The sequence below is a fragment of the Hydrogenophaga sp. LT287 genome (assembly GCF_055702805.1).
In genome coordinates, this window is the sequence record NZ_JBVPZC010000020.1 from 1 (window position 1) to 20,224 (window position 20,224).

Below are 20,224 nucleotides of genomic sequence, written 5' to 3' on the forward strand. Positions count from 1 at the left end.
CCGACTCCGCGTGGCCGACTGAATGCCCGCATAAAGTAAGCCATCCTTAGTGACTTTGACGCTTATGAGCTAAAACTGGCCGTATGCCGGCTTGACCTCCTATGGGGGTCATGTTTCTTGATCTGAGGCCTATAGTGGGTCATGGTTGCTTGCACGCGCCCCCTCATCCCCGTACTGACCGCCTGTGCACTGCTGCTGCCCCCCTCGACCAGCAGCAGCGAGAGCGTGCTGGTCAGCTTGGAAAAGTCCAGCACCGAGTTAGAACTCCGCATCATCATCCCTCAGTTCATACGCGTGCTGGAAAACAGCCACCCCGTGGTGCTGGACGCCGATGCCGATGGTGACTGGAGCGCCCAGCAGCGGCTGGTGGTGGTGTCCAACATGAAGCGCGGCTTCTGCGTCACCTTGCGCATGAGCGCTCCCGAGGTCGACGCCTGGCGCCTGCACACGCCGCAAAGCGGCGGCATCACGCTCGATGCGATGCACGACGGCTACCGCCTGTGCACGCCGCGCCCGGGTCGCTACACGCTGGTGCTGCAACACGAGTTCGAGGCGACGGCGCAAAGGTCCACCACCGGCGCGCTGCGTTGGCCGGTGCGGACCGACATCACGGCACTCTGAGCATCGAACTGTCGCGCGAGCTTCCGAGTTCCGAGTAGAAATTCATGATCGGAATGCGGCTCATGGATGGGGATGAAGCAGGAACGCCGAACCCCTCAGTACACAACGAGGCTTGAGGATGTGCCGGTGGCGAGGGCGTGATCAAGGACAATTCGCATACCCCAACCCGTATGACGCCCACCGTGAACTTTCCTCCAGGGCATCCGACGCTGCTACGACACCCAGTGCCGGATGGGATTCCATTCCCGGTGGAGACCGTGCTCGAACTGCCTGCGGTAGCCTATGAAGTGGAGCAGCGAGACGACTGGTGGATTGTGAGGGTCGTGGTCACCGGTGAAGCCGTTTACCAAGGTCCGGGTCCGGTTGATGTTTTCGTATCCGAAGCGCCATTTTGATGACTGAACATCCGACGTTACTGTGGCATCCCAAACCTGATGGCGTGAACAGCTACCGCGAGACGCCCCTACCGCTGGAGCCTCACGAATACCACGTCATCGAGGTGCACGACTGGTGGATTGTGATCGTGATTGTCAACGGTGAGATGGTGTACGAAGGCGCGGGTCCAGTGAAGGTTTATCGTTCACCAACGCCCTTTTAGAGCAGGGGCTAGAGGGATCATCCGTAGTTCGAACGCCCTTCACCTCTTGGCGGGGATGATGATGTCCTGCACGTTCTTCTCCACCACCGAGCACGCCGAGCAACCACCCCAAACTTTTGAGAATCAAACCAGTAACCGTCCACTGAAGTGGGTCAACTCCAATACACGTCAGGGACGGAGAATCGGCCTGGGGAAATGCTGATCATTCGGCGTCGGCGGGCACGGCCGGTGCATGCGTGAATTGCCCGAGGTTTGGCTTTCGGCGAGTTGACGGCGGTATGCCTAAACGGACATAATTGAGGCGATGTTGAAGCAAGCGCGCAAACCCATCAAATGGGTCAGCTCCGCCAAGCGCGATCTGGATGCCATGCCAGAGGATGTCAAAGACGTCTTCGGCCATGCCATCGACTTGGCGCAAGCCGGCGGCAAGCACCAGGATGCCAAGGCCATGACGGGTTTCGGCTCGGCCGGTGTGCTGGAGGTGGTCGAGGACCACCAGGGAGACACCTACCGGGCTGTCTACACCGTCAAGTTCGCCGGCTGGGTCTATGTTCTGCACTGCTTCCAGAAGAAATCCAAAAGCGGCATCGCAACGCCCAAGCCAGATATGGACCTGATCAATATCCGCCTGAAGGCCGCAAAGCAAGATTTCGAGGTATGGTTGGCACAGCAAGGAGTACGCAAATGAATGCACACAACGACATCACCATTGAAGAAGGTGGCACGAATGTCTACGCCGACCTGGGTTACACCGACGCGGCCGAGATGGCGCGCAAATCCCAGCTGGCCGGTGAGATCGCGCGCGCGATCAAGGCACGCCGCCTGACGCAAGAGGATGCTGCGACGCTGCTGGGCATCGATCAATCCAAGGTCTCGCGCATCACACGCGGCCAATTCCGCGGCGTCAGCGAAGCCAAGCTGCTGGAACTGGTGGCCAGGCTGGGTCACGATGTGAAGATCGTGGTCGGCCCGGTGCGCCGCCGCGCCGGCAAGATCGAGTTGCAGTTTGCCTGAGCTCGCCCCGCAGCATCAGGCTCAACCCAATTTGCGACACGCTTGCCTGTCAGCTGTTGCTCGCATGTGGACCGGTGAGCTGCTGTTGGCGTCGGCGGTGCCCGATGCGATGGCCGCTGCCGTCATAACATCGGTCGACGCCAATCCTCCTGACGGGAAAGCAGCCTGACGACCGTCACATGACCCGTGTTGCCCAATACATCGAGGCCGCCGAGCGCGACAACACGCGCAGGAGTTACGCCTCCGCAATTCGCCATTTCGAGATCGAGTGGAAGGGCCTACTGCCTTCCACGGCCGACGCCATCTCCCGCTACTTGGCCGACCATGCGGCGACCCTGGCCATCAACACGCTGCGCCAGCGGCTGGCCGCGCTGTCCCGCTGGCATACCGATCAAGGTTTCCCCGACCCCACGAAGTCGCCGCTGGTACGCCAGGTACTCAAAGGCATCCGCTCCGTCCACTCCGCGCCAGAAAAGCGCGCGCGCCCGCTGGAACTGGCGGTGCTCCAGCAGATCGATCAGTGGCTCGACGCTGCCATCAGCAATGCCCAGCGCTCCGGTGACCAGCCGGCTTTGCTTCGCCACGCGCGCAACCGCAGTCTGATGCTGCTGGGGTTCTGGCGCGGATTCCGCTCCGACGAACTGGTCAACCTGCGCGTTGAGAACACCGAGGTCACCCCCGGCCAGGGCATGGCCTGCTTCCTGGGCCGCAGCAAAGGCGACAGGCAGTTGCAGGGCCGCGTTTTCAGATGCCCGGCCTTGTCCCGCCTGTGTCCCGTGACCGCCTTCAATGTCTGGGTCGACTTGGCCGGTTTGACCGAGGGCCCGGTGTTCCGCAAGATCGACCGCTGGGGCCATGTCGCCGATGAAAGCCTGCATGCCAACAGCCTGATCCCCTTGCTGCGCAGCCTGTTCGCTGAAGCCGGCGTCGAGTCGCCCGAGGAATACAGCAGCCACTCCATGCGCCGCGGCTTTGCCGGCTGGGCACGTGCCAGCGGCTGGGACATCAAGGAGCTGATGGAATACGTCGGCTGGAAGGATGTCAAGTCGGCCATGCGCTACCTCGATGCGTCGGATTCCAGCCTGCAAGCCCGGTTCGAGCAAGGCCTGACAGCCCTGGCGCCGGCAACTCTGCAGCCAGCGCCGCCTTTGTTGTTGACAGAACAGGCCGACGCTCTGCGCCTGCCGGCCGCAGGAACGACGCCTGTGGCAGTCTTGCGTGTCACGATGGTGCTGACCCGCTTCAGCAAGCAGTCGCGCGGCTTGGCGCTGGGCCACCGGCTGATCGAGCAGACCTGCTTTGAGCGTTTCGCCATGCAGCGCCTGAACGCGAAGGGCACACGCTACGAACTGGCGATTCCCTACCTGTCCCGCGACGTGCTGGATGAGGTGATCGCCACGCTGCTGGATGATATGTACCGCATCGCCGAGGACAACCAGTGCCTGTTGGAGACCTCGTTTCACGAACCCGCCACCGATTCACACTGGGACTGAGGCGATGGGCAGACAGGCAGCCTGGCGGGGTAGTCCCCGCAAATGACAACACTCCATGAGACGGCCTATCCCAGCCTGAAACTCGATCCGACCGCCCGTGAGTTGGCGGAGCAAGATGGTCCGGGCTCAGTTGCTCAACTGCAACGGCATCGCGCCTCCCAAGGCTTGCAGCGAGGACCAGGTGGTGGAGCAGCTGATTGAAGCCCTTTACAAGCTGCGCGACAAGCGCACGGACAGCCTTGCTTCGCTGATGTCGCGGAATTGGCGTGCCCGGTGGTCGGTGGCAACGGCCTCTGAACGGTGAGAAGAGAAGTTTTCCTTGGCAACCATGGGGGAGATCATCGGACAAGATGGCGCTCGCTGCTTAGGAAGCCACGGGTTTACCCTCGCATCCTAACCGGGTCATTTGCACCGAATCTGAGATCACCCCCGACAGCGGCACCAAACAGGATTTTCGGTTCTTGGTGATGCTGCGAGGCAGATCGAGGTAACCATCGGCCAAATTTGTGTGCCACCACTGCAGCTTGAGCATCTCGCCCCGTCCCATGGCGGTCTCAATGGCGAAGCTGGCCAAGGACCAGATGAGCCGACCAGGCCGCAGTTTCGCTTTGATGGGCGCAGCCACGGCGCGCTGGGCCCGCGCTTTGAGGGTACGTTTGGAAAAACTGGCCATGAATGAACTCCAGGAACATGCCTTTCGGCGGTGATGGAGTTCATTGGCGCGAAATTGGCGCGAAACCTCAAGGGCTCGGTCCAAGCGGGTCGTCATGGGATTCGCCGGGAACCTGCGGGCAAGAAAAAACCCCGCAAAGTCAAGGACTTAGCGGGGTTTGGTCTTGGTGGGCGGTGCAGGGTTCGAACCTGCGACCCCTGCCGTGTGAAGGCAGTGCTCTACCACTGAGCTAACCGCCCGAATGATGAATCCGATCTCTCGGAAGCCTCAAATTATAGCGTGGTTTTTTGTCGATTCTGAAAGCTGGAAAACTTTTTAAGAAAAAGTTGGTCTCTATCGCGCAGGCTCAGGCGGCGTGCGACTGTCGCCACACCGTTTTCCCCTTGCATGCCTTGTCCAGATCAAGCAGCACCGCTTCATGCGCCTGCGCTTCTTGTTCGCTGGCCTGGATCACAGGCAACACAATGCAGCTCAGGTCGATCAGAACGATCTCACCACCCTCGGTGTCCGGCTTCTCCAGATCCATCAACAGGGCGTCCTGCCCGCGGGTCATGTTGATGTAGACATCCGCCAGCAGCTCGGCGTCCAGCAAGGCGCCGTGCAAAGTACGACCGGAGTTGTCCACCTCGAGGCGGTCACACAAGGCATCCAGTCCGTTGCGTTTGCCAGGGAACATTTCCTTGGCCATGACCAAGCTGTCGGTCACCTGGCCAATGACGGTTTTCAGCGGCGGTCGACCCAGTCGGTCCAGCTCTTTGTTCAAAAAGCTGATGTCGAACGGTGCGTTGTGGATGATCAGCTCTGCGTCGCGCAGGTACTCCAGCAACTCATCGACGATTTGTCCAAACTTGGGCTTGTCGCGCAAAAATTCGTTGCTGATGCCGTGCACCTTGAGCGCGTCTTCATGGCTGTCGCGCTCCGGGTTGACGTAAAAGTGCAAGTTGTTGCCGGTGAGCTTGCGGTTGAACAGCTCCACACAACCGATTTCAATGATCCGGTCGCCGTTTTCGGCAGACAGGCCCGTGGTTTCGGTGTCAAGGACGATTTGGCGCATGGGCTTTTCTCGTGTGAATCAGACCGAAAGCAGGTCAATGACCTTCTTTGGCGTGGTTGATTGAGTACTTGGGAATCTCAATCGTCACATCTTGCTGCGCCAGAATGGCTTGGCAAGACAGCCGGGACTGCGGCTCCAGACCCCAGGCGCGATCGAGCAAGTCTTCTTCGTTCTCATCCAGTTCGTTGAGGCTGTTGAAACCGTCGCGAACGATCACGTGGCAGGTGGTGCAAGCACACACCATGTCGCAGGCGTGTTCGATGTTGATGTGGTTGTCCAGCAGGGCTTCGCAAATGGAGGTGCCGGCTGGGGCGCTGACTTGCGCGCCCTGAGGACAGTATTCGGGATGGGGCAGTATTTTGATGATCGGCATGGGTTTTCCTGTGCGTCGGCGCTTGGGCGCGGTTCAGACTTCTTCGAGTTTTTTGCCGGCCAGGGCTTGCTGAATACCCCGGTTCATGCGCATGGCAGCAAAGGCCTCGGTGCCTTTGGCCAGCGCGTCGGTGGCGGCTTCAATCACGGCAGCCTCGGTGCTGGTCAGGCTCTGGGCGAGTTGATCCATGAGCGAATCGATGGCTTTGCGTTCGGAGGGTTCCAGCAGATCGGCGTCGGCCGCCAATGCGCTGCGGGTGGCGACGATCATGCGGTCGGCGTCCACACGGGCTTCGACCAGGGCACGCGCCGCAATGTCTTGCTGGGCGGTCGCAAAGCTGTCTTGCAACATGGCGGCGATCTGTTCGTCGGACAGGCCGTAGGCGGGCTTCACATCGACCCGCGCCTCCACGCCACTGCCCTGCTCTTTCGCAGCCACCGACAGCAAGCCGTCCGCATCGACGGTGAAACTGACGCGAATGCGGGCCGCACCAGCGGCCATGGGCGGAATACCGCGCAGGACAAAACGTGCCAGGCTGCGGCAGTCGGCCACCAGGTCGCGTTCGCCCTGCACCACGTGCAAGGCCAGTGCGGTCTGACCGTCCTGGTAGGTGGTGAAGTCTTGCGCCAGCGCGGTCGGAATGGGGCTGTTGCGCGGCACGATGCGCTCGACCAACCCGCCCATGGTCTCGATGCCGAGCGAGAGTGGGATCACGTCGAGTAACAGCAGGTCGCCATCGCGGCTGTTGCCGGCCAGCGCGTTGGCCTGTATGGCTGCACCCAGCGCCACCACCTCATCGGGATTCAGGTTGGTCAGCGGCTCTTGGCCAAAGAACGCCCCCACCGCGTTGCGAATCACCGGCATGCGGGTGGAACCACCCACCATGACGACGCCCTTGACGTCGTCTTTGGTGATACCCGCGTCGCGCAGCACCTTGCGCACCGCCGCCATGGTGCGGGCCGTAAGCGGTGCCGTGCAGGCCTCAAACTGCGCCTTCGTCACCGACTGGTGCAGCGGCTGGCCCGCAATGTGCGCGGTGAACGCCACACTGCCGGCGGGCTCCACCGCTGAAAGCGCTTCTTTGCATCGACGGGCCTCGGCATGCAGTGCAGCGCGTTCGGACGCTGTCAGCGCACCCTCCACGCCTTGCTGTTCCAGCACCCAGGTGGCCAGTGCCTGGTCGTAGTCGTCGCCACCCAGTGCCGAGTCACCGCCGGTGGCCATGACCTGAAACACCCCTTGCGTCAGCCGCAGAATGGAAATGTCGAAGGTGCCCCCGCCGAGATCGTAGATGGCGTAGATGCCTTCAGACGCGTTGTCCAGGCCGTACGCAATGGCGGCGGCCGTGGGTTCGTTGATGAGGCGCAGCACGTTGATGCCGGCGAGCTGGGCGGCGTCTTTCGTGGCCTGCCGCTGGGCGTCGTCAAAGTAGGCGGGCACGGTGATGACGGCGCCGTACAGCTCGTCATCAAAGCTGTCTTCGGCACGGAAGCGCAGCGTGGCCAAAATTTCGGCGCTGACTTCCATGGGCGTTTTGCGGCCTGCTGTGGTTTGCACAACCGCCATGCCCTGATCGTCCACCACGGTGTAGGGCAGTTTGTCTGCGTCCACCACCTGCGCGCGGGTGCGGCCCATAAGCCGTTTCACCGAACTGATGGTGTTGGCCGGGTCAGCCACCTGCGCGGCCAGGGCATCAAAACCAATTTGTCGGCCCGAGCCACCCTGGGCCGGGTCGAGGTAACGCACCACGCTGGGCAAAATGACCTGGCCCTGGGCGTCTGGCAAACACTCGGACACACCATGGCGCACCGCGGCCACCAGCGAATGCGTGGTGCCCAGGTCAATGCCCACCGCCACACGGCGCTGGTGCGGGTCGAGGGACTGGCCGGGTTCTGAAATCTGCAAAAGCGCCATGGGATCGTGTTCTTGTAGGTACTGAAAATCGGGACTGGCATGCTGGGCATAGCGCCAGCATCAGCGGGGTCTATTGTCCCAGTTGATCGAGCCGGTTCTCGACGTCGCGCGTAAAGCGCTCAACAAACATAAGGGCTCTGACCTGCTGGGCCAGTTCAAGAAAGTTGCGCTTTTCATCTGCGGTGCGCTGCAAACCCAGCAGCATCTCCCGGCGCGCCTGTGCCACGTCATCGGCCATGCGCTCCAGATCGTCAACGCCGCTCGCCTCGTCCAGGTCTTCGCGCCATTGCATTTGCTGCATCAAAAACGCAGCGGGCATGGCCGTGTTGTTTTCGGCCTGTATCGGCGCGCCATTCATTTCGCACAGATAGGCCGCTCGTTTGAGCGGATCCTTGAGCCGCTGGTAGGCCTCGTTGATACGCACCGACCACTGCATCGCCTGGCGCTGTGCCAGCGCATCGGCGGTGGTGAATCGGTCCGGATGTGCTTCGCGTTGCAGATCTTTCCAACGCGCATCCAGCGTAGCACTGTCCTGTGCAAACTGCACCGGCACGCCAAAAATCTCAAAATCGTTGGACAACAGGTTCATGGCATGGCGAAAAACGGGGTGGAACCGCTTCGCGGCGGGCCGCAAAGCGAAAAGCCGCCGGCGCACACGGCGCAGGCGGCTTGAGGGGGCTTGCGAAACGGATCAAATCCGGAAGCTCTCGCCGCAGCCGCAGCGGTCACGCTCATTGGGGTTGTTGAAACGGAAACCTTCATTCAAGCCTTCGCGCACAAAATCGAGCTGGGTGCCATCGATATAGGCCAGGCTTTTTGGATCCACCAACACCTTGACGCCGTTGTCCTCAAACACCACATCTTCCGGCGCGATTTCGTCGGCGTATTCCAGCTTGTAAGCCAAGCCAGAACAGCCGGTGGTTTTGACGCCCAGGCGCACGCCAACGCCTTTGCCGCGCTTGGTTATGTAGCGGGTGACGTGCCTTGCAGCAGCTTCAGAAATCGATATGGACATGTGGGTTGCGCCTTGGGTGGGCGTTCAGCGTTGTGCGTGACTGGAACGGTGGCGTTCGGGCGAGGTGGTGCGCGTCAACACGCCACACACCCGCCCGCGCGCCCGACCTCAAACGAGGTGCTTCTTGCGGTAGTCGTCCACCGCCGCCTTGATGGCGTCTTCGGCCAGGATCGAGCAGTGAATCTTGACAGGCGGCAGCGCCAGTTCTTCGGCGATTTCGCTGTTTTTCAGCGCAGCGGCCTGGTCCAGCGTTTTGCCTTTGACCCACTCGGTCACCAGCGACGAAGAGGCAATGGCTGAACCACAGCCGTAGGTTTTGAACCTGGCGTCCTCAATGACACCCGTGCTTGGGTTCACCTTGATCTGCAGCTTCATCACGTCGCCACAAGCTGGTGCGCCGACCATGCCCGTGCCCACCGATTCGTCGCCCTTGTCGAACGAGCCCACGTTGCGCGGGTTTTCGTAGTGGTCAACAACTTTTTCTGAATATGCCATGGTATTTCTCCTTCAATGTGCTGCCCACTGGATGGTGGACAAGTCAACGCCGTCTTTGAACATTTCCCACAGGGGGGACAACTCGCGAAGCTTGGCCACGTTTTCCTTGATGGTGGCGATCGCGTAGTCAATTTCTTCTTCGGTGGTCCAGCGACCAATCGTCATGCGCAAGCTGCTGTGGGCCAACTCGTCGCTGCGGCCCAGGGCACGCAGCACGTAGCTGGGCTCCAGACTGGCTGAGGTGCAGGCCGAACCCGACGACACAGCCAGACCCTTGATGCCCATGATCAGCGACTCGCCTTCGACATAGTTGAAGCTCATGTTCAGGTTGTGTGGCACGCGCTGGGTTTCGTGGCCGTTGATGAACACCTCTTCGATGTCCTTGAGCCCGGCCACCATGCGGTCGTGCAGAGCACGGATGCGCTGGTTTTCCGCATGCATTTCTTCCTTGGCGATGCGGTAGGCCTCGCCCATGCCCACACACTGGTGGGTTGGCAACGTACCCGAACGCATGCCGCGCTCGTGGCCACCGCCGTGCATTTGCGCCTCAATGCGCACGCGGGGTTTGCGGCGCACAAACAGCGCGCCAATGCCCTTGGGCCCGTAGGTTTTGTGGCTGGTCAAGCTCATCAAATCCACCGGCAGGTTCTTGATGTCAATGTCCACACGGCCCGTGGCCTGCGCGGCGTCGGTGTGAAAGATCACGCCTTTTTCGCGGCAAACAGCACCCAGCGCAGCGATGTCTTGAATCACGCCAATTTCGTTGTTCACGAACATGACGGAAGCGAGAATGGTGTCAGGGCGGATCGCGGCTTTGAACGTATCCATGTTCACCAGGCCATCGGCTTGCACGTCCAGATACGTCACCTCAAAACCCTGGCGCTCCAGCTCACGGCAGGTGTCGAGCACAGCCTTGTGCTCGGTTTTCACCGTGATGATGTGCTTGCCCTTGGTCTTGTAGAAGTGCGCTGCGCCCTTCAAAGCCAGGTTGTTGGACTCGGTGGCACCACTGGTCCAGACGATTTCGCGGGGATCGGCACCGATCAGGTCGGCGACCTGATCGCGGGCGGTTTCTACCGCCTTTTCAGCTTCCCAGCCCCAGGCGTGGCTGCGCGAAGCCGGGTTGCCGAAGTGCTCGCGCAACCAGGGAATCATGGCATCCACCACCCGCGGGTCGCAGGGGTTGGTCGCGCTGTAGTCCATGTAAATGGGAAAGTGTGGCGTAGTCATGGCTGGCTCTGTGAAATGGCTGGCGTTGTGAATAGGTCCGGCGCTTTGGCTTTGGCAATGTCGGGCACTCGGCTGACCGCTCGGGTCATCCGGTTGCCTGCCAACAGCCCAGGTGCTTACTTCGAAAAAGCTGCGCCGAGGGCAAACACGGAATTGGGTGCATTGACCCGGATCGGCTTGACCACCGACGGGCTGGAAATGGCCCGCTTGATCATGGGGATGTTTTCAACCACCAGACCCTTGGCCAGCTGATCGTCCACCAGGGATTGCAGCGACACCGAGTCGAGAAAGTCGACCATCTTCGAATTCAAAGCGGCCCACAGCTCGTGCGTCATGCAGCGGTTGCCTTCACCAAGGCAGTTTTCTTTGCCACCGCACTGGGTGGCGTCAATCGGCTCGTCCACCGACACAATGATGTCGGCCACGGTGATTTCTGCTGCCTTGCGGCCCAGTGTGTAGCCGCCGCCCGGACCACGCGTGGACTCGACCAGCTCGTGTCGGCGCAGTTTGCCGAACAGCTGCTCCAGGTAGGACAGCGAAATTTGCTGGCGCTGGCTGATAGCCGCCAGCGTGACAGGACCATTGTTCTGGCGCAGAGCCAGGTCAATCATCGCGGTGACCGCAAAGCGGCCTTTTGTCGTGAGGCGCATTTTCAAGCTCCTTAAATGTTGGCTTGACCGTCGTTGGTTGATTCACGGGAAGAACGCCCCGTGAACCTCTGCTCCGCCCACACTGCCCATGCTCTGGGCCGATACATCGAAGGCTTTCCCGACTGTTTTCGTCGAGTATACAGTAAAACCTAGTGATTTGATCGACATTGTAACGCACTGACGCAGTTTGTCCAAGACAAAATTGGTTTGTCTAGGCCAACTTGTCCAACCAGCGCGGAGCCCCACAGCCAGCGATTCAGCGGCTGGCCGATGGCTCGGGCTCTGTGCCGGCCGCGAAACTGAAGGCCACGCAGGTGCCCGGCCATGCCCATGAAAACGTCACGTCGGCGCCAATTTCGGAAGCACGCAACCGAATGTTGCTGATGCCCCGCCCACCCGATGAAAACGCGTGGTCGGGCGTATCCCCCAGGCCCACACCGTTGTCGGTCACGCTCAGGTGAACGCGCCCCCCAGCAGACCAGGTGCGCACGGTCACGCGGCTGGCACGGGCATGCTTCACCACGTTGGCAAACACCTCTTGCAGGCAGCGAAACAGATGCATCACGCCACGCGCCTCCAGCCCCGGTACGGCCGGCACTTCCTCCACCTGCCAGACCAGCTCGATGTGTGCGGCCTGCAGCGCGGGTCCGATGCGCTGGCGCAGCGTGCCCAGAATGGTGGGCAAATCACCGTCCATGGGCTCCAGGGAATCGAGGGTCATGCGCAGCTCTTCAAGGGCGTGGTTGAGCATGGCCGCCACCGACGCGCTGTCGATGTTTTCACCGCTGCTGCGCACCAGATTGAGTGTTTGAACGAGCTGGCTACCCAGGCCATCGTGCATGTCGCGCGTCAGGCGCCGGCGCTCGGCCTCCAGCACCCGCTGGTTTTCCACCGTACGCAGGCGCTCAAAAACCGCATGAAACTCTTGCTCCCGCTCGCCCACCTGCCGCGCCAGCTCTGCGTTCTGGCGCCCCACGTTTTCCATCGACAGCGCGGTGCGTTGCAACAAGACACTGCCCATGGCAAACATCATGACCAGGCTGCCGGGGGTCATCCAGCGAATGTCCACGTCCCCGGGCAGCCCCATCTGCACCACCAAAAAGTCGCGCAAGCCGGTCACCATGGTGGCCAGCCCCACCACCACCATCAGGCGCTGTTGCACGTCCATACCCCAGCGCGCGCGGTGTATCACCATGAGCAAAGACAACACGCAGACCAGCACAATCACGCCCGTCCAGAGCCGGTACAGCTGGTAGTTCTGCGTCCAGGCCAGCACACCCAGCCAGGCCGGGCCCAGCATCATCATCAGCACCACCAGCTTGCGCACCATGCTCTGGCGGAAATTGAACAACTCTGACATGAACAAATAGGTGAAGCCGCAATAGAGCGTGAAGGTCAGCTTGTGCGCATAGTCCCACCACAAAAAAGGACCCGGCAAAAACACCGGCGTGGACAGCCACAACCGAACCGCCAACACCAGCAGGCCGCCCGCCAGCAGGCCAAACAAGCGCTCTGCAGACTTGGTCCATATCAGCAACGACAGCAAGCCCAACATGAAGGCCGAAGCCGCCACCATCCAGGTCAGGCTCACCTGCCACCAGTGCAGCCATTGGTGGCGCTGCCACAGCGCGTCACGAGGCCCCACCCACACGGGCGACAGGCCACTGATGCGCAAGGCTTGCCCCTTCAACTGAATTTCCAGGCGGTTGTCCGCCCCATCGGCGGCCATCATGTTGGGCCGCAAGGCGATGAAATGGGCCTGGACGCCGGTGTCGACATAGCCTTCGCCACGGGTCCAGGCCTGGGAGGCCACCTCTTCCCCGTTGAACAACACCCGAAAGCGCACACCCACGCGCGGCAGCAGCAAGCCCAAGCCCTGGGTTTCAGCACCGGCCACGTTTTTGAGCGACTCGGGCAGCGCCAGTCGGTAGTGCGCTTCGCCTGCCCAGCGGCGCTGCGCGTCGTCCCACACATGGGGCAGCTGCACCGTTTTTGCGGTATCCCAGGCTTCTCCAGCCAGCACCACCTGCGCCTGCTTGATGGCTTGGGCACCGGGCACACCGCTCACACGCGTCACCAGGGCCAGTCCCACCAGCAAGAGGGTCATCAACACCGCCGCCCACCCATAAGGCGGAATACCCAGCACCAACTGCGCGAGCCAGCGCGGGGGCTTCACAGCAGGCCCCGCTCCTGCGCAATGCGCACCACTTGCACGCGGCTGTGGGCGGCCAGCTTGCGATACAGATTTTTAACGTGGGTGCCCACCGTGGCCGGGGCAATGGCCAATTTCGACGCAATTTCCTTGTTCACGTACCCCTGGGCCAGCAGCTTGAGCACGTCGCTCTCACGCTCGGACAGCAGCACGGCGTCAACCTGTAGCGCGGAAGGCGCCTCTGGCAACGCCGCCTGCACCGAGCGAAATTGCTTCAACAGCATGCGGGCCAGCAGCGGTGAAATGGGCGCACCCCCTTCACGGATTTGCTCAATCGCCAATACCAGTTCTTCAGGCGTGCAACCCTTGAGCACGTAGCCCGTCGCACCTGCCTCCAGCGCGCCCACCAACCGGGATTCTTCGCCAAACACAGTGAACACCAGCAACTCGGCATCGGGCTTGTAGCGTGCCAGCAGCCGCAGCACTTCTTCGCCGCGGCCATCGGGTAGACCCAGGTCGACCAAAAACACGTTGGCGCTGGACGAGAGCGCGTGCCCGCATGCGTGGGCCAGACTGGCCGAATGCCCCAACAGCCGCCACGATGGCCGCTGCAGCAACGTTTGACGCACAAACTGCAGGATCGTCGGGTCGTCTTCGATCAGGTAAATGCGCGTGTCGTCTGCCTGGCTCACACGCTGGGGCGGGGACGTGTCGGTTTCCATAGGATCAGGGCTTGATCGCTCAGACTTTTTGGGCGGGCTTGGGCAAAAGCCTCTCAAGCCACGTTGTCCATGCCTGCGGCGCCAAACAACTGCGTCTTCAGCCGGCTCAACTGGTCGCGCACGGTGGCAGCTTTTTCAAATTCGAGGTTGCGCGCATGCTCCAGCATGAGCTTTTCCAGCCGCTTGATTTCCCGCGCCACGTCTTTCTCGCTCATGTCTTCTATGCTGGCCCGGTGGGCGCTCTCGGCGGCCAGGCGGTCCGCTTCTTTGCCCGCCTTTTCGCTGTACACGCCGTCAATCAGGTCTTTGATGCGCTTGTTGAGCGCCTTGGGTGTGATGCCCATGGCCAGGTTGTGCGCGATCTGTTTGGCACGGCGCCGGTTGGTTTCGTCCATCGCCTTGCGCATCGACTCGGTCACGCGGTCGGCGTAGAGAATCGCGCGCCCGTTGAGGTTGCGCGCGGCGCGGCCAATGGTCTGGATCAGGCTGCGCTCAGAGCGCAGAAAGCCTTCCTTGTCAGCGTCCAAAATGGCCACCAGCGACACCTCGGGAATGTCAATACCCTCACGCAGCAGGTTGATGCCCACCAACACGTCAAACGCGCCCAGGCGCAGGTCGCGCAAGATTTCCACCCGTTCCACCGTGTCCACATCGCTGTGCACATAGCGCACCTTGACGCCGTTTTCGGTCAGGTAGTCGGTCAGCTGCTCGGCCATGCGCTTGGTCAGCGTGGTGATGAGCACCCGCTCGTTTTTCTCCACCCGGATGCGGATTTCCTGCAACACATCGTCCACCTGGTGGGTGGCGGGTCGCACTTCCAGTTCGGGGTCTACCAGCCCGGTGGGGCGCACCAGCTGCTCCACCACCTGGCCGGCGTGGGTTTTTTCGTAGTCGGCCGGCGTGGCCGACACAAACACCACCTGGCGCATGCGCTGCTCGAACTCGTCAAATTTGAGCGGACGGTTGTCCAGCGCGCTGGGCAGACGAAAGCCGTATTCGACCAGCGTGGTCTTGCGGGCGCGGTCGCCGTTGTACATGCCGCCAAACTGGCCGATCAGCACATGGCTCTCGTCCAAGAACATCATGGCGTCTTTGGGCAGGTAGTCGGTGAGCGTGCTTGGGGGCTCGCCGGGCGCGCTGCCCGAGAGGTGGCGCGAGTAATTTTCAATGCCTTTGCAGTGGCCCACCTCGGCCAGCATTTCCAGGTCAAACCGGGTTCGCTGCTCCAGCCGCTGGGCTTCCACCAGCTTGCCCATGCCCACCAGCTCTTTCACCCGGTCGCGCAGCTCTTCCTTGATGGCCTCCACCGCGCTGAGCACCTGCTCGCGCGGCGTCACATAGTGGCTGCTCGGGTACACCGTGAAACGCGGGATTTTCTGCCGCACTTTGCCGGTGAGCGGATCGAATAACTGAAGGGTTTCGATCTCATCGTCAAAAAGCTCGATGCGGATCGCCATCTCAGAGTGTTCGGCCGGGAACACATCGATGGTGTCGCCACGCACGCGGAACTTGCCGCGCGAAAAATCGGCCTCGTTGCGGGCGTATTGCATGCGCACCAGTTGGGCGATCAGGTCGCGCTGGCCCATCTTGTCACCCACCCGCAGCAGCATCACCATCTGGTGGTAACTCTCGGGCTTGCCGATGCCGTAGATGGCCGACACCGTGGCCACCACGACCACGTCGCGCCGCTCCAGGATGCTCTTGGTGCAACTCAGCCGCATCTGCTCGATGTGCTCGTTGATCGCGCTGTCCTTTTCAATGAACAGGTCGCGCTGCGGCACGTAGGCCTCGGGCTGGTAGTAGTCGTAGTAACTGACGAAGTACTCCACCGCGTTTTTGGGAAAGAACTCGCGGAACTCGCTGTAGAGCTGCGCGGCCAGCGTCTTGTTGGGCGCAAACACAATGGCCGGGCGCCCCAGGCGGGCGATCACGTTGGCCATGGTGAAGGTCTTGCCCGAGCCGGTCACGCCCAGCAGGGTTTGAAACACCTCGCCGTCGTTCACGCCTTCCACCAGCTGGCGAATGGCCTCGGGCTGGTCGCCCGCGGGTGGGTACGGCGAAAACAGCTCAAAGGGCGAGCCAGGGAACCGCTGGAACTCACCCTCCAGCGGCGTGGTCGGCGTCAGGGGCATGGGTGTCGGGTTCGTCGGCAGCGGGTGCCGGTTGTTGAGCCACATCGTTGGCAGGGCCCTGGCCGGCAGCGCGGCGCTCCCACACGGCGGGCTTGGCCAGCAATTCCACGTAGCACTGTTCGCCACCGGCCTGGGCGAGAGCATCCAGCGCGGCGGTGAGCGTGGCCGGCGCAAGGGTGGCCGCGGTGTCTTTGTCCGGGCCGAACTTGCAGTCAAAGTCCCAGAAATCGGCGCCTTCGGGCAAGTCGCGGCGACGCTCGCGCTTGATGTATTTGCGAATCTCGTGCTTGACGGCTTCGAGCACGCGGTCCGGGTGTTTGCCCTCGGCGCGCAAGGGGAATGTTTTTCTCATGGAAAGGTCCTTCAAAGGGAATGAGCGCCCTGGGAGGACGAAATCAACCTTCGATTATCGGTGAATCAAGGCCTTGCCAACATGCCGCCTACTCAGTCTGGCAGCACGATCTCGTAACTGCCTTCGTCCAGGCTGCGGTAAGGGCCCCAAACCGCCGCCAACGCGGCAGCCTCGGCCAGTTGCCAGTGCTCAAACAGCATGCGCTCGTCCACCGTGAGCGCCTCCACGTCGGGGGTTTCGCCGTACAAGGCTGCAATGCGCTGGTAGGCCGCATACACAGGCGCCACCAGGGCCGCGTCGCCCAGCGTGGTTTCCAGCGCTTGGCGAAACAGCCGCTCGGCCGCCTGGCACTGCTGGGGCGAGGTGTCATCCGACACGAAGAGTTTGAGGGTGTAGGTCATGGAGCCCAAGGTGGCCCGGCGGGCGCGTTGCACAATGGGTTCATTATCGATGCCGCCCCAACCCATGAACACCACCCGCCCCACGCCCAGCAAAGACGAGATTGCCCTGTTGCCCGAATTTGGCCGCCTGGGCCTGGACCGCATCACACTGGTAGACACGGCTCGGCAGGCCGCAGAGGCCGCTGCTGCGCTGCGCGACCACCCGATCTGGGGTTTTGACACCGAGTCCAAACCGACTTTTTTGAAGGAACAGGTGTCTGATGGGCCGCACATCGTGCAGCTGTCCACGCTGCACCACGCCTGGGTGTTTCAGCTGACAGACCCCGGCTGCCGCGAGCAAGTGGCCAAACTGCTGGCGCACCCCGGCCACACCAAGGCGGGGTTTGGGCTGGGCGATGACACCAAGCGCATTGTGGCCAAGCTGGCCGTGGCACCCGCAGCGGTGCTGGAACTCAACCATGTGTTTCGCGAACGCGGCTATCGCAAAGACATGGGGGTCAAAGGCGCGGTGGCGGTGCTGTTCAACCAGCGCTTCATCAAGTCCAAAAAAGCCGCCACGTCCAACTGGGCCAACCCGCAACTGAGCGAAGGCCAGTTGATTTACGCCGCCAACGACGCCTACGCGGCCGCTCGGGTGTTCCAAGCGCTGGGTCTGCCGGGCTGAACAGAGCTTCAGCGCCGCCGCAGTGGCGTGAGCAGATCGCTCAAGCCGTTGTGGTCAATCTCGTGCATCAGTTGCAGCAGACGGCCCACCTCGCTTTTGGGAAAACCCTCGCGGGCAAACCAGTTCAGGTAGTTGCCGGGCAGGTCGGCAATGGGCGTGCCCTTGTGTTTTCCAAACGGCATTTCCACCGTCAGCAGCCGTTCCAGGTCTTCGGGTTTCATGGCGCGCCCTGCGCCTTGTGGGCCGTGGCCTGGTCCAGCCAGTTGCGCACACTGGCGTTGAACAGCGCGGGCTTCTGGCGCATCAGCCAGTGGCCTGCGTCAAAACCCTGCACGCCACAGCCGGGCGTGGTGCCCAGGGCCGCCAGCCAGCGTGGTGAATGGAACATGAACGGCTTGCGCTTGCCAAAGAAAAACAGCGTGGGCAATTTCGGCCCCAGCACCTGCCCTACCCGCGCCACACCGCGCAAGCCGCCAAAAGAGCCAAACCACTGCATCGCATAAGGGTAGTTCATCTGCCAGCCCATGCGCTCGGGCGCTGTGCGGCAGCCGATGGTGCGCGCCATGAAGCGCGTCATGCGATCGGCCACACCCGGCAACAGCCCGCCCAGCTTCCAGGCCAGCGCCAGCCACAGCTGGTAGCCCGCAATCATGAGTTTTTCTTTCCATTTGAGCGACTTCAAATAAGCGCCCGAATTGGTGTCGCCAATGTCCACCCCCACCACCCGCGCCACCCGGCTGGTGTGGCGCGCGGCGTATTCATAGCCAAAGAAACAGCCCCAATCGTGCAGTAGCAGCGTCACCGGCTCGTTGGGGCTCACCGCATCCACCACAGCGCCCACCAGCGCACACATTTCGTCCACCGACACCGGGCGCGGCGGCTGGCTCAGGTCGAACCCAGGCAGGGCAAAGCGCACGCAGCGGTAGCCGTCGCGCAAACTGGCTACGGTGACGTCCCACAGCGCCGGCGTGTCGGGCCAGCCGTGCAGCATCACCACCGTGGGGCCGGTGCCCTCAATGGTCACGTCCAGGCCTTGTATGGTGCGGCGGTCTTGCATGGTGGGGGTTCCAGGTGTGCGGGGGTGCCGGCGATGGTAGCGCGCATGGGCACGGGGGCAAGGTATTGGCAGTCACCTCGGGCGCTTCAGCGATACTCGCAAGCCATGCACCGCACCATCTTCACCACACCAGTTGTCAACACATTGCTGCGCGGCTTCTCGGTCGCGTTTCTCAGGCTCACCGGGTGGAAAGTCGAGGGTGCCCTGCCCCCCGAGGCTGCCAAAAGCGTGTTCATTGCCGCGCCGCACACCAGCAACTGGGACCTGCCCTACACGCTCATGGTGGCCTTTGCACTGCGCCTCAACCCGTATTGGATGGGCAAGCACAGCATTTTCAAGGCGCCCTTTGGCGGCATCATGCAATGGCTGGGTGGCATCCCGGTCAACCGGGAGCAGTCCAACAACCTGGTGGCTGCCTCGGCCGACGCCATCCGCGCAGCGGACGGACCGGTGCAACTCATCGTGCCACCGGAGGGAACGCGCAGCAAAACCCGCTATTGGAAGACGGGCTTTTATTACATCGCCCTGGGCGCACAGGTGCCCATCGTGATGGCCTACATGGACTACAGCACCAAGCGCAGCGGCTTGGGCCCACTCTTCCAACCCACCGGCAACATGGAAGCCGACATGGCCGCCATCAAAGCCTTTTATGCGCCCTTCAAGGGCAAAAACGCCACCCAGTTCGAAGCCGGCTCAAACTGAGCCGCTGATTTGCGTCGCAGCCTGACCGCTTTATGCACCTGCCCGCACGCCGCCGCCCAAAATTCGAACAAGCGCGAACCTACGAATACCCCGACCACCTGCGCTCAGCCATCAGCGACCTGCCCGCAGCCCCGGGTGTGTACGTGTTTCACGGCCACGAAAACGACCTGCCGCTTTACATCGGCAAGAGCGTCAACCTGCGCCAGCGCGTCCTGTCCCACTTGCGCAACCCCGACGAAGACCGTCTGCTGCGCCAGACACAGCGCATCAGCCACACACGCACGGCCGGCGAAATTGGCGCGCTGCTGCTGGAAGCGAGCCTCATCAAACAGCAGCAACCGCTGTTGAACCAGAAGCTGCGACGAAACCGCCAGCTGTGCTCACTGCGCATCGTAGAAGGCAAGCCGGAGGTGGTTTACTCAAAAGATCTGAATTTCGCGACTGAGACCCAACTCTACGGCCTGTACGCCAGCCGCCACGCCGCGCTGGAAAGCCTGCGAGCGTTGGCCGATCAGCACCAGCTGTGCTACGGCGCCCTCGGTCTGGAAAAGCTGGCGGCTGGCCGCGCCTGCTTCCGCGCCATGCTGCATCAGTGCGCGGGCGTCTGCCGAGGCGACGAAAGCCCCGAAGCACACCGTGCCCGTTTGTTCACCAGCCTAGACGGCCTGCGCGTGGCCTGCTGGCCTTACCCCGGCGCTATTGGCCTGGTGGAGCGCCATGAGGCAATGGTCCAGATCCACGTCATCCGAAACTGGTGCTACCTGGGCAGCGTGACCGACGCAGGACAAGCCGCAGCCCTGGACCGTGTGGCCACCGCTTTTGATGCCGACGGCTACAAGATCCTGTGCAAACCCCTGCTGGGTGGAACAGCCGAGATCCTGCGGCTGTAAGCGGCAGCACATGGCGGTGGTG

The 20,224-nt window shown here is 62.0% G+C and carries 25 protein-coding genes and 1 tRNA gene; 9 read left to right on the forward strand and 17 right to left on the reverse strand.

The features are described 5' to 3' along the window. The first annotated feature begins 141 nt into the window (after positions 1–141). The 6 genes from AC0GNR_RS13975 to AC0GNR_RS14000 all read left to right on the forward strand — a co-directional run bounded on the left by AC0GNR_RS13975 (position 142) and on the right by AC0GNR_RS14000 (position 3,726). A complete protein-coding gene (locus AC0GNR_RS13975; RefSeq protein ID WP_439609129.1) occupies positions 142–621 on the forward strand; it encodes a hypothetical protein in 480 nt (159 codons plus the stop codon). A gap of 72 nt (positions 622–693) precedes the next feature. Further along, positions 694–762 (forward strand): DUF4113 domain-containing protein, encoded by a 69-nt coding sequence (locus AC0GNR_RS13980; protein ID WP_300651537.1) that lies wholly within the window; start codon positions 694–696, stop codon positions 760–762. Positions 763–1,015: 253 nt separating this feature from the next. After that, complete coding sequence (locus tag AC0GNR_RS13985; protein WP_472901542.1) at positions 1,016–1,219, forward strand: hypothetical protein; 204 nt, start codon at positions 1,016–1,018, stop codon at positions 1,217–1,219. 304 nt (positions 1,220–1,523) lie between these two features. Further along, positions 1,524–1,907, forward strand: coding sequence for a type II toxin-antitoxin system RelE/ParE family toxin (locus AC0GNR_RS13990; protein WP_300651532.1), 384 nt, complete (start codon positions 1,524–1,526; stop codon positions 1,905–1,907). Further along, a complete protein-coding gene (locus AC0GNR_RS13995; RefSeq protein ID WP_300651534.1) occupies positions 1,904–2,233 on the forward strand; it encodes a helix-turn-helix domain-containing protein in 330 nt (109 codons plus the stop codon). The genes AC0GNR_RS13990 and AC0GNR_RS13995 overlap by 4 nt, the downstream gene beginning before the upstream one ends. A 179-nt stretch (positions 2,234–2,412) precedes the next feature. Then, positions 2,413–3,726 (forward strand): site-specific integrase, encoded by a 1,314-nt coding sequence (locus AC0GNR_RS14000; protein ID WP_439609131.1) that lies wholly within the window; start codon positions 2,413–2,415, stop codon positions 3,724–3,726. A gap of 364 nt (positions 3,727–4,090) precedes the next feature. Here the strand turns inward: AC0GNR_RS14000 and AC0GNR_RS14005 are convergent, their stop codons facing one another. From AC0GNR_RS14005 to AC0GNR_RS14075, 15 genes are all read right to left on the reverse strand, one after another. Next, positions 4,091–4,399 carry a hypothetical protein gene (locus tag AC0GNR_RS14005; protein WP_472901543.1) on the reverse strand — a complete coding sequence of 103 codons (309 nt, stop codon included), beginning with the start codon at positions 4,397–4,399 and terminating at the stop codon, positions 4,091–4,093. Positions 4,400–4,563: 164 nt separating this feature from the next. Beyond that, a tRNA-Val gene (locus AC0GNR_RS14010) sits at positions 4,564–4,638 on the reverse strand. Between the two features lie 107 nt (positions 4,639–4,745). Beyond that, positions 4,746–5,453, reverse strand: a complete 708-nt coding sequence (gene dnaQ / locus AC0GNR_RS14015; protein ID WP_472901544.1) for a DNA polymerase III subunit epsilon — start codon at positions 5,451–5,453, stop codon at positions 4,746–4,748. A gap of 34 nt (positions 5,454–5,487) precedes the next feature. Further along, complete coding sequence (gene fdx, locus AC0GNR_RS14020) at positions 5,488–5,826, reverse strand: ISC system 2Fe-2S type ferredoxin (RefSeq protein WP_472901545.1); 339 nt, start codon at positions 5,824–5,826, stop codon at positions 5,488–5,490. A 33-nt stretch (positions 5,827–5,859) separates the two neighbouring features. Continuing rightward, positions 5,860–7,740, reverse strand: coding sequence for a Fe-S protein assembly chaperone HscA (hscA, locus tag AC0GNR_RS14025; protein ID WP_472901546.1), 1,881 nt, complete (start codon positions 7,738–7,740; stop codon positions 5,860–5,862). 70 nt (positions 7,741–7,810) lie between these two features. Further along, entirely contained in the window at positions 7,811–8,329 is a 519-nt protein-coding gene (gene hscB, locus AC0GNR_RS14030) for a Fe-S protein assembly co-chaperone HscB (RefSeq protein WP_472901547.1), read from the reverse strand. Between the two features lie 102 nt (positions 8,330–8,431). Then, complete coding sequence (iscA, locus tag AC0GNR_RS14035; RefSeq protein ID WP_066090558.1) at positions 8,432–8,755, reverse strand: iron-sulfur cluster assembly protein IscA; 324 nt, start codon at positions 8,753–8,755, stop codon at positions 8,432–8,434. A gap of 108 nt (positions 8,756–8,863) precedes the next feature. Continuing rightward, positions 8,864–9,250, reverse strand: coding sequence for a Fe-S cluster assembly scaffold IscU (gene iscU, locus AC0GNR_RS14040; RefSeq protein ID WP_304834529.1), 387 nt, complete (start codon positions 9,248–9,250; stop codon positions 8,864–8,866). Between the two features lie 12 nt (positions 9,251–9,262). Next, positions 9,263–10,480, reverse strand: a complete 1,218-nt coding sequence (locus AC0GNR_RS14045; RefSeq protein WP_472901548.1) for an IscS subfamily cysteine desulfurase — start codon at positions 10,478–10,480, stop codon at positions 9,263–9,265. A 116-nt stretch (positions 10,481–10,596) separates the two neighbouring features. Beyond that, positions 10,597–11,130, reverse strand: coding sequence for a Fe-S cluster assembly transcriptional regulator IscR (gene iscR / locus AC0GNR_RS14050; RefSeq protein WP_472901549.1), 534 nt, complete (start codon positions 11,128–11,130; stop codon positions 10,597–10,599). 256 nt (positions 11,131–11,386) lie between these two features. Next, positions 11,387–13,306, reverse strand: coding sequence for a sensor histidine kinase (locus AC0GNR_RS14055; protein ID WP_472901550.1), 1,920 nt, complete (start codon positions 13,304–13,306; stop codon positions 11,387–11,389). Continuing rightward, positions 13,303–14,004, reverse strand: a complete 702-nt coding sequence (locus AC0GNR_RS14060; protein ID WP_472901551.1) for a LuxR C-terminal-related transcriptional regulator — start codon at positions 14,002–14,004, stop codon at positions 13,303–13,305. Before AC0GNR_RS14060 ends, AC0GNR_RS14055 begins: the two co-directional genes overlap by 4 nt. Before the next feature lie 53 nt (positions 14,005–14,057). Beyond that, positions 14,058–16,136, reverse strand: coding sequence for an excinuclease ABC subunit UvrB (uvrB, locus tag AC0GNR_RS14065; protein WP_472901552.1), 2,079 nt, complete (start codon positions 16,134–16,136; stop codon positions 14,058–14,060). Then, on the reverse strand, positions 16,102–16,488 hold the full coding sequence (locus AC0GNR_RS14070; RefSeq protein WP_472901553.1) for a DUF6172 family protein: 387 nt from the start codon (positions 16,486–16,488) through the stop codon (positions 16,102–16,104). Before AC0GNR_RS14070 ends, uvrB begins: the two co-directional genes overlap by 35 nt. Before the next feature lie 92 nt (positions 16,489–16,580). After that, positions 16,581–16,922 (reverse strand): hypothetical protein, encoded by a 342-nt coding sequence (locus AC0GNR_RS14075; RefSeq protein WP_472901554.1) that lies wholly within the window; start codon positions 16,920–16,922, stop codon positions 16,581–16,583. Positions 16,923–16,953: 31 nt separating this feature from the next. Here AC0GNR_RS14075 and AC0GNR_RS14080 point away from each other — a divergent pair, with 31 nt between their 5' ends. Continuing rightward, on the forward strand, positions 16,954–17,553 hold the full coding sequence (locus tag AC0GNR_RS14080) for a 3'-5' exonuclease (RefSeq protein ID WP_472901555.1): 600 nt from the start codon (positions 16,954–16,956) through the stop codon (positions 17,551–17,553). A gap of 8 nt (positions 17,554–17,561) precedes the next feature. On the opposite strand, the gene AC0GNR_RS14085 is transcribed toward AC0GNR_RS14080, so the two are convergent. Both AC0GNR_RS14085 and AC0GNR_RS14090 read right to left on the reverse strand, forming a co-directional pair. Continuing rightward, positions 17,562–17,774: a DUF3820 family protein gene (locus AC0GNR_RS14085; protein ID WP_439113367.1), complete on the reverse strand. Its 213-nt coding sequence runs from the start codon at positions 17,772–17,774 to the stop codon at positions 17,562–17,564. Then, positions 17,771–18,610, reverse strand: a complete 840-nt coding sequence (locus AC0GNR_RS14090; protein WP_472901556.1) for an alpha/beta fold hydrolase — start codon at positions 18,608–18,610, stop codon at positions 17,771–17,773. Before AC0GNR_RS14090 ends, AC0GNR_RS14085 begins: the two co-directional genes overlap by 4 nt. A gap of 105 nt (positions 18,611–18,715) precedes the next feature. Between AC0GNR_RS14090 and AC0GNR_RS14095 the strand changes: the two genes are divergently transcribed. Beyond that, the gene (locus tag AC0GNR_RS14095; RefSeq protein ID WP_472901557.1) at positions 18,716–19,312 is read left to right on the forward strand and encodes a lysophospholipid acyltransferase family protein; all 597 of its coding nucleotides are present in this window, start codon (positions 18,716–18,718) and stop codon (positions 19,310–19,312) included. Between the two features lie 32 nt (positions 19,313–19,344). After that, positions 19,345–20,202, forward strand: coding sequence for an excinuclease Cho (cho, locus tag AC0GNR_RS14100; protein ID WP_472901558.1), 858 nt, complete (start codon positions 19,345–19,347; stop codon positions 20,200–20,202). The last annotated feature ends 22 nt before the right edge of the window (positions 20,203–20,224 follow it).

Bases quoted from the DNA above. Each gene is read 5' to 3' on its own strand.
- AC0GNR_RS13975 (WP_439609129.1), top strand. From the start codon at position 142: ATGGTTGCTTGCACGCGCCCCCTCATCCCCGTACTGACCGCCTGTGCA.
- AC0GNR_RS13985 (WP_472901542.1), top strand. From the start codon at position 1,016: ATGACTGAACATCCGACGTTACTGTGGCATCCCAAACCTGATGGCGTG.
- AC0GNR_RS13990 (WP_300651532.1), top strand. From the start codon at position 1,524: ATGTTGAAGCAAGCGCGCAAACCCATCAAATGGGTCAGCTCCGCCAAG.
- AC0GNR_RS13995 (WP_300651534.1), top strand. From the start codon at position 1,904: ATGAATGCACACAACGACATCACCATTGAAGAAGGTGGCACGAATGTC.
- AC0GNR_RS14000 (WP_439609131.1), top strand. From the start codon at position 2,413: ATGACCCGTGTTGCCCAATACATCGAGGCCGCCGAGCGCGACAACACG.
- AC0GNR_RS14005 (WP_472901543.1), bottom strand. From the start codon at position 4,399: ATGGCCAGTTTTTCCAAACGTACCCTCAAAGCGCGGGCCCAGCGCGCC.
- dnaQ (WP_472901544.1), bottom strand. From the start codon at position 5,453: ATGCGCCAAATCGTCCTTGACACCGAAACCACGGGCCTGTCTGCCGAA.
- fdx (WP_472901545.1), bottom strand. From the start codon at position 5,826: ATGCCGATCATCAAAATACTGCCCCATCCCGAATACTGTCCTCAGGGC.
- hscA (WP_472901546.1), bottom strand. From the start codon at position 7,740: ATGGCGCTTTTGCAGATTTCAGAACCCGGCCAGTCCCTCGACCCGCAC.
- hscB (WP_472901547.1), bottom strand. From the start codon at position 8,329: ATGAACCTGTTGTCCAACGATTTTGAGATTTTTGGCGTGCCGGTGCAG.
- iscA (WP_066090558.1), bottom strand. From the start codon at position 8,755: ATGTCCATATCGATTTCTGAAGCTGCTGCAAGGCACGTCACCCGCTAC.
- iscU (WP_304834529.1), bottom strand. From the start codon at position 9,250: ATGGCATATTCAGAAAAAGTTGTTGACCACTACGAAAACCCGCGCAAC.
- AC0GNR_RS14045 (WP_472901548.1), bottom strand. From the start codon at position 10,480: ATGACTACGCCACACTTTCCCATTTACATGGACTACAGCGCGACCAAC.
- iscR (WP_472901549.1), bottom strand. From the start codon at position 11,130: ATGCGCCTCACGACAAAAGGCCGCTTTGCGGTCACCGCGATGATTGAC.
- AC0GNR_RS14060 (WP_472901551.1), bottom strand. From the start codon at position 14,004: ATGGAAACCGACACGTCCCCGCCCCAGCGTGTGAGCCAGGCAGACGAC.
- uvrB (WP_472901552.1), bottom strand. From the start codon at position 16,136: ATGCCCCTGACGCCGACCACGCCGCTGGAGGGTGAGTTCCAGCGGTTC.
- AC0GNR_RS14070 (WP_472901553.1), bottom strand. From the start codon at position 16,488: ATGAGAAAAACATTCCCCTTGCGCGCCGAGGGCAAACACCCGGACCGC.
- AC0GNR_RS14080 (WP_472901555.1), top strand. From the start codon at position 16,954: ATGAACACCACCCGCCCCACGCCCAGCAAAGACGAGATTGCCCTGTTG.
- AC0GNR_RS14085 (WP_439113367.1), bottom strand. From the start codon at position 17,774: ATGAAACCCGAAGACCTGGAACGGCTGCTGACGGTGGAAATGCCGTTT.
- AC0GNR_RS14090 (WP_472901556.1), bottom strand. From the start codon at position 18,610: ATGCAAGACCGCCGCACCATACAAGGCCTGGACGTGACCATTGAGGGC.
- AC0GNR_RS14095 (WP_472901557.1), top strand. From the start codon at position 18,716: ATGCACCGCACCATCTTCACCACACCAGTTGTCAACACATTGCTGCGC.
- cho (WP_472901558.1), top strand. From the start codon at position 19,345: ATGCACCTGCCCGCACGCCGCCGCCCAAAATTCGAACAAGCGCGAACC.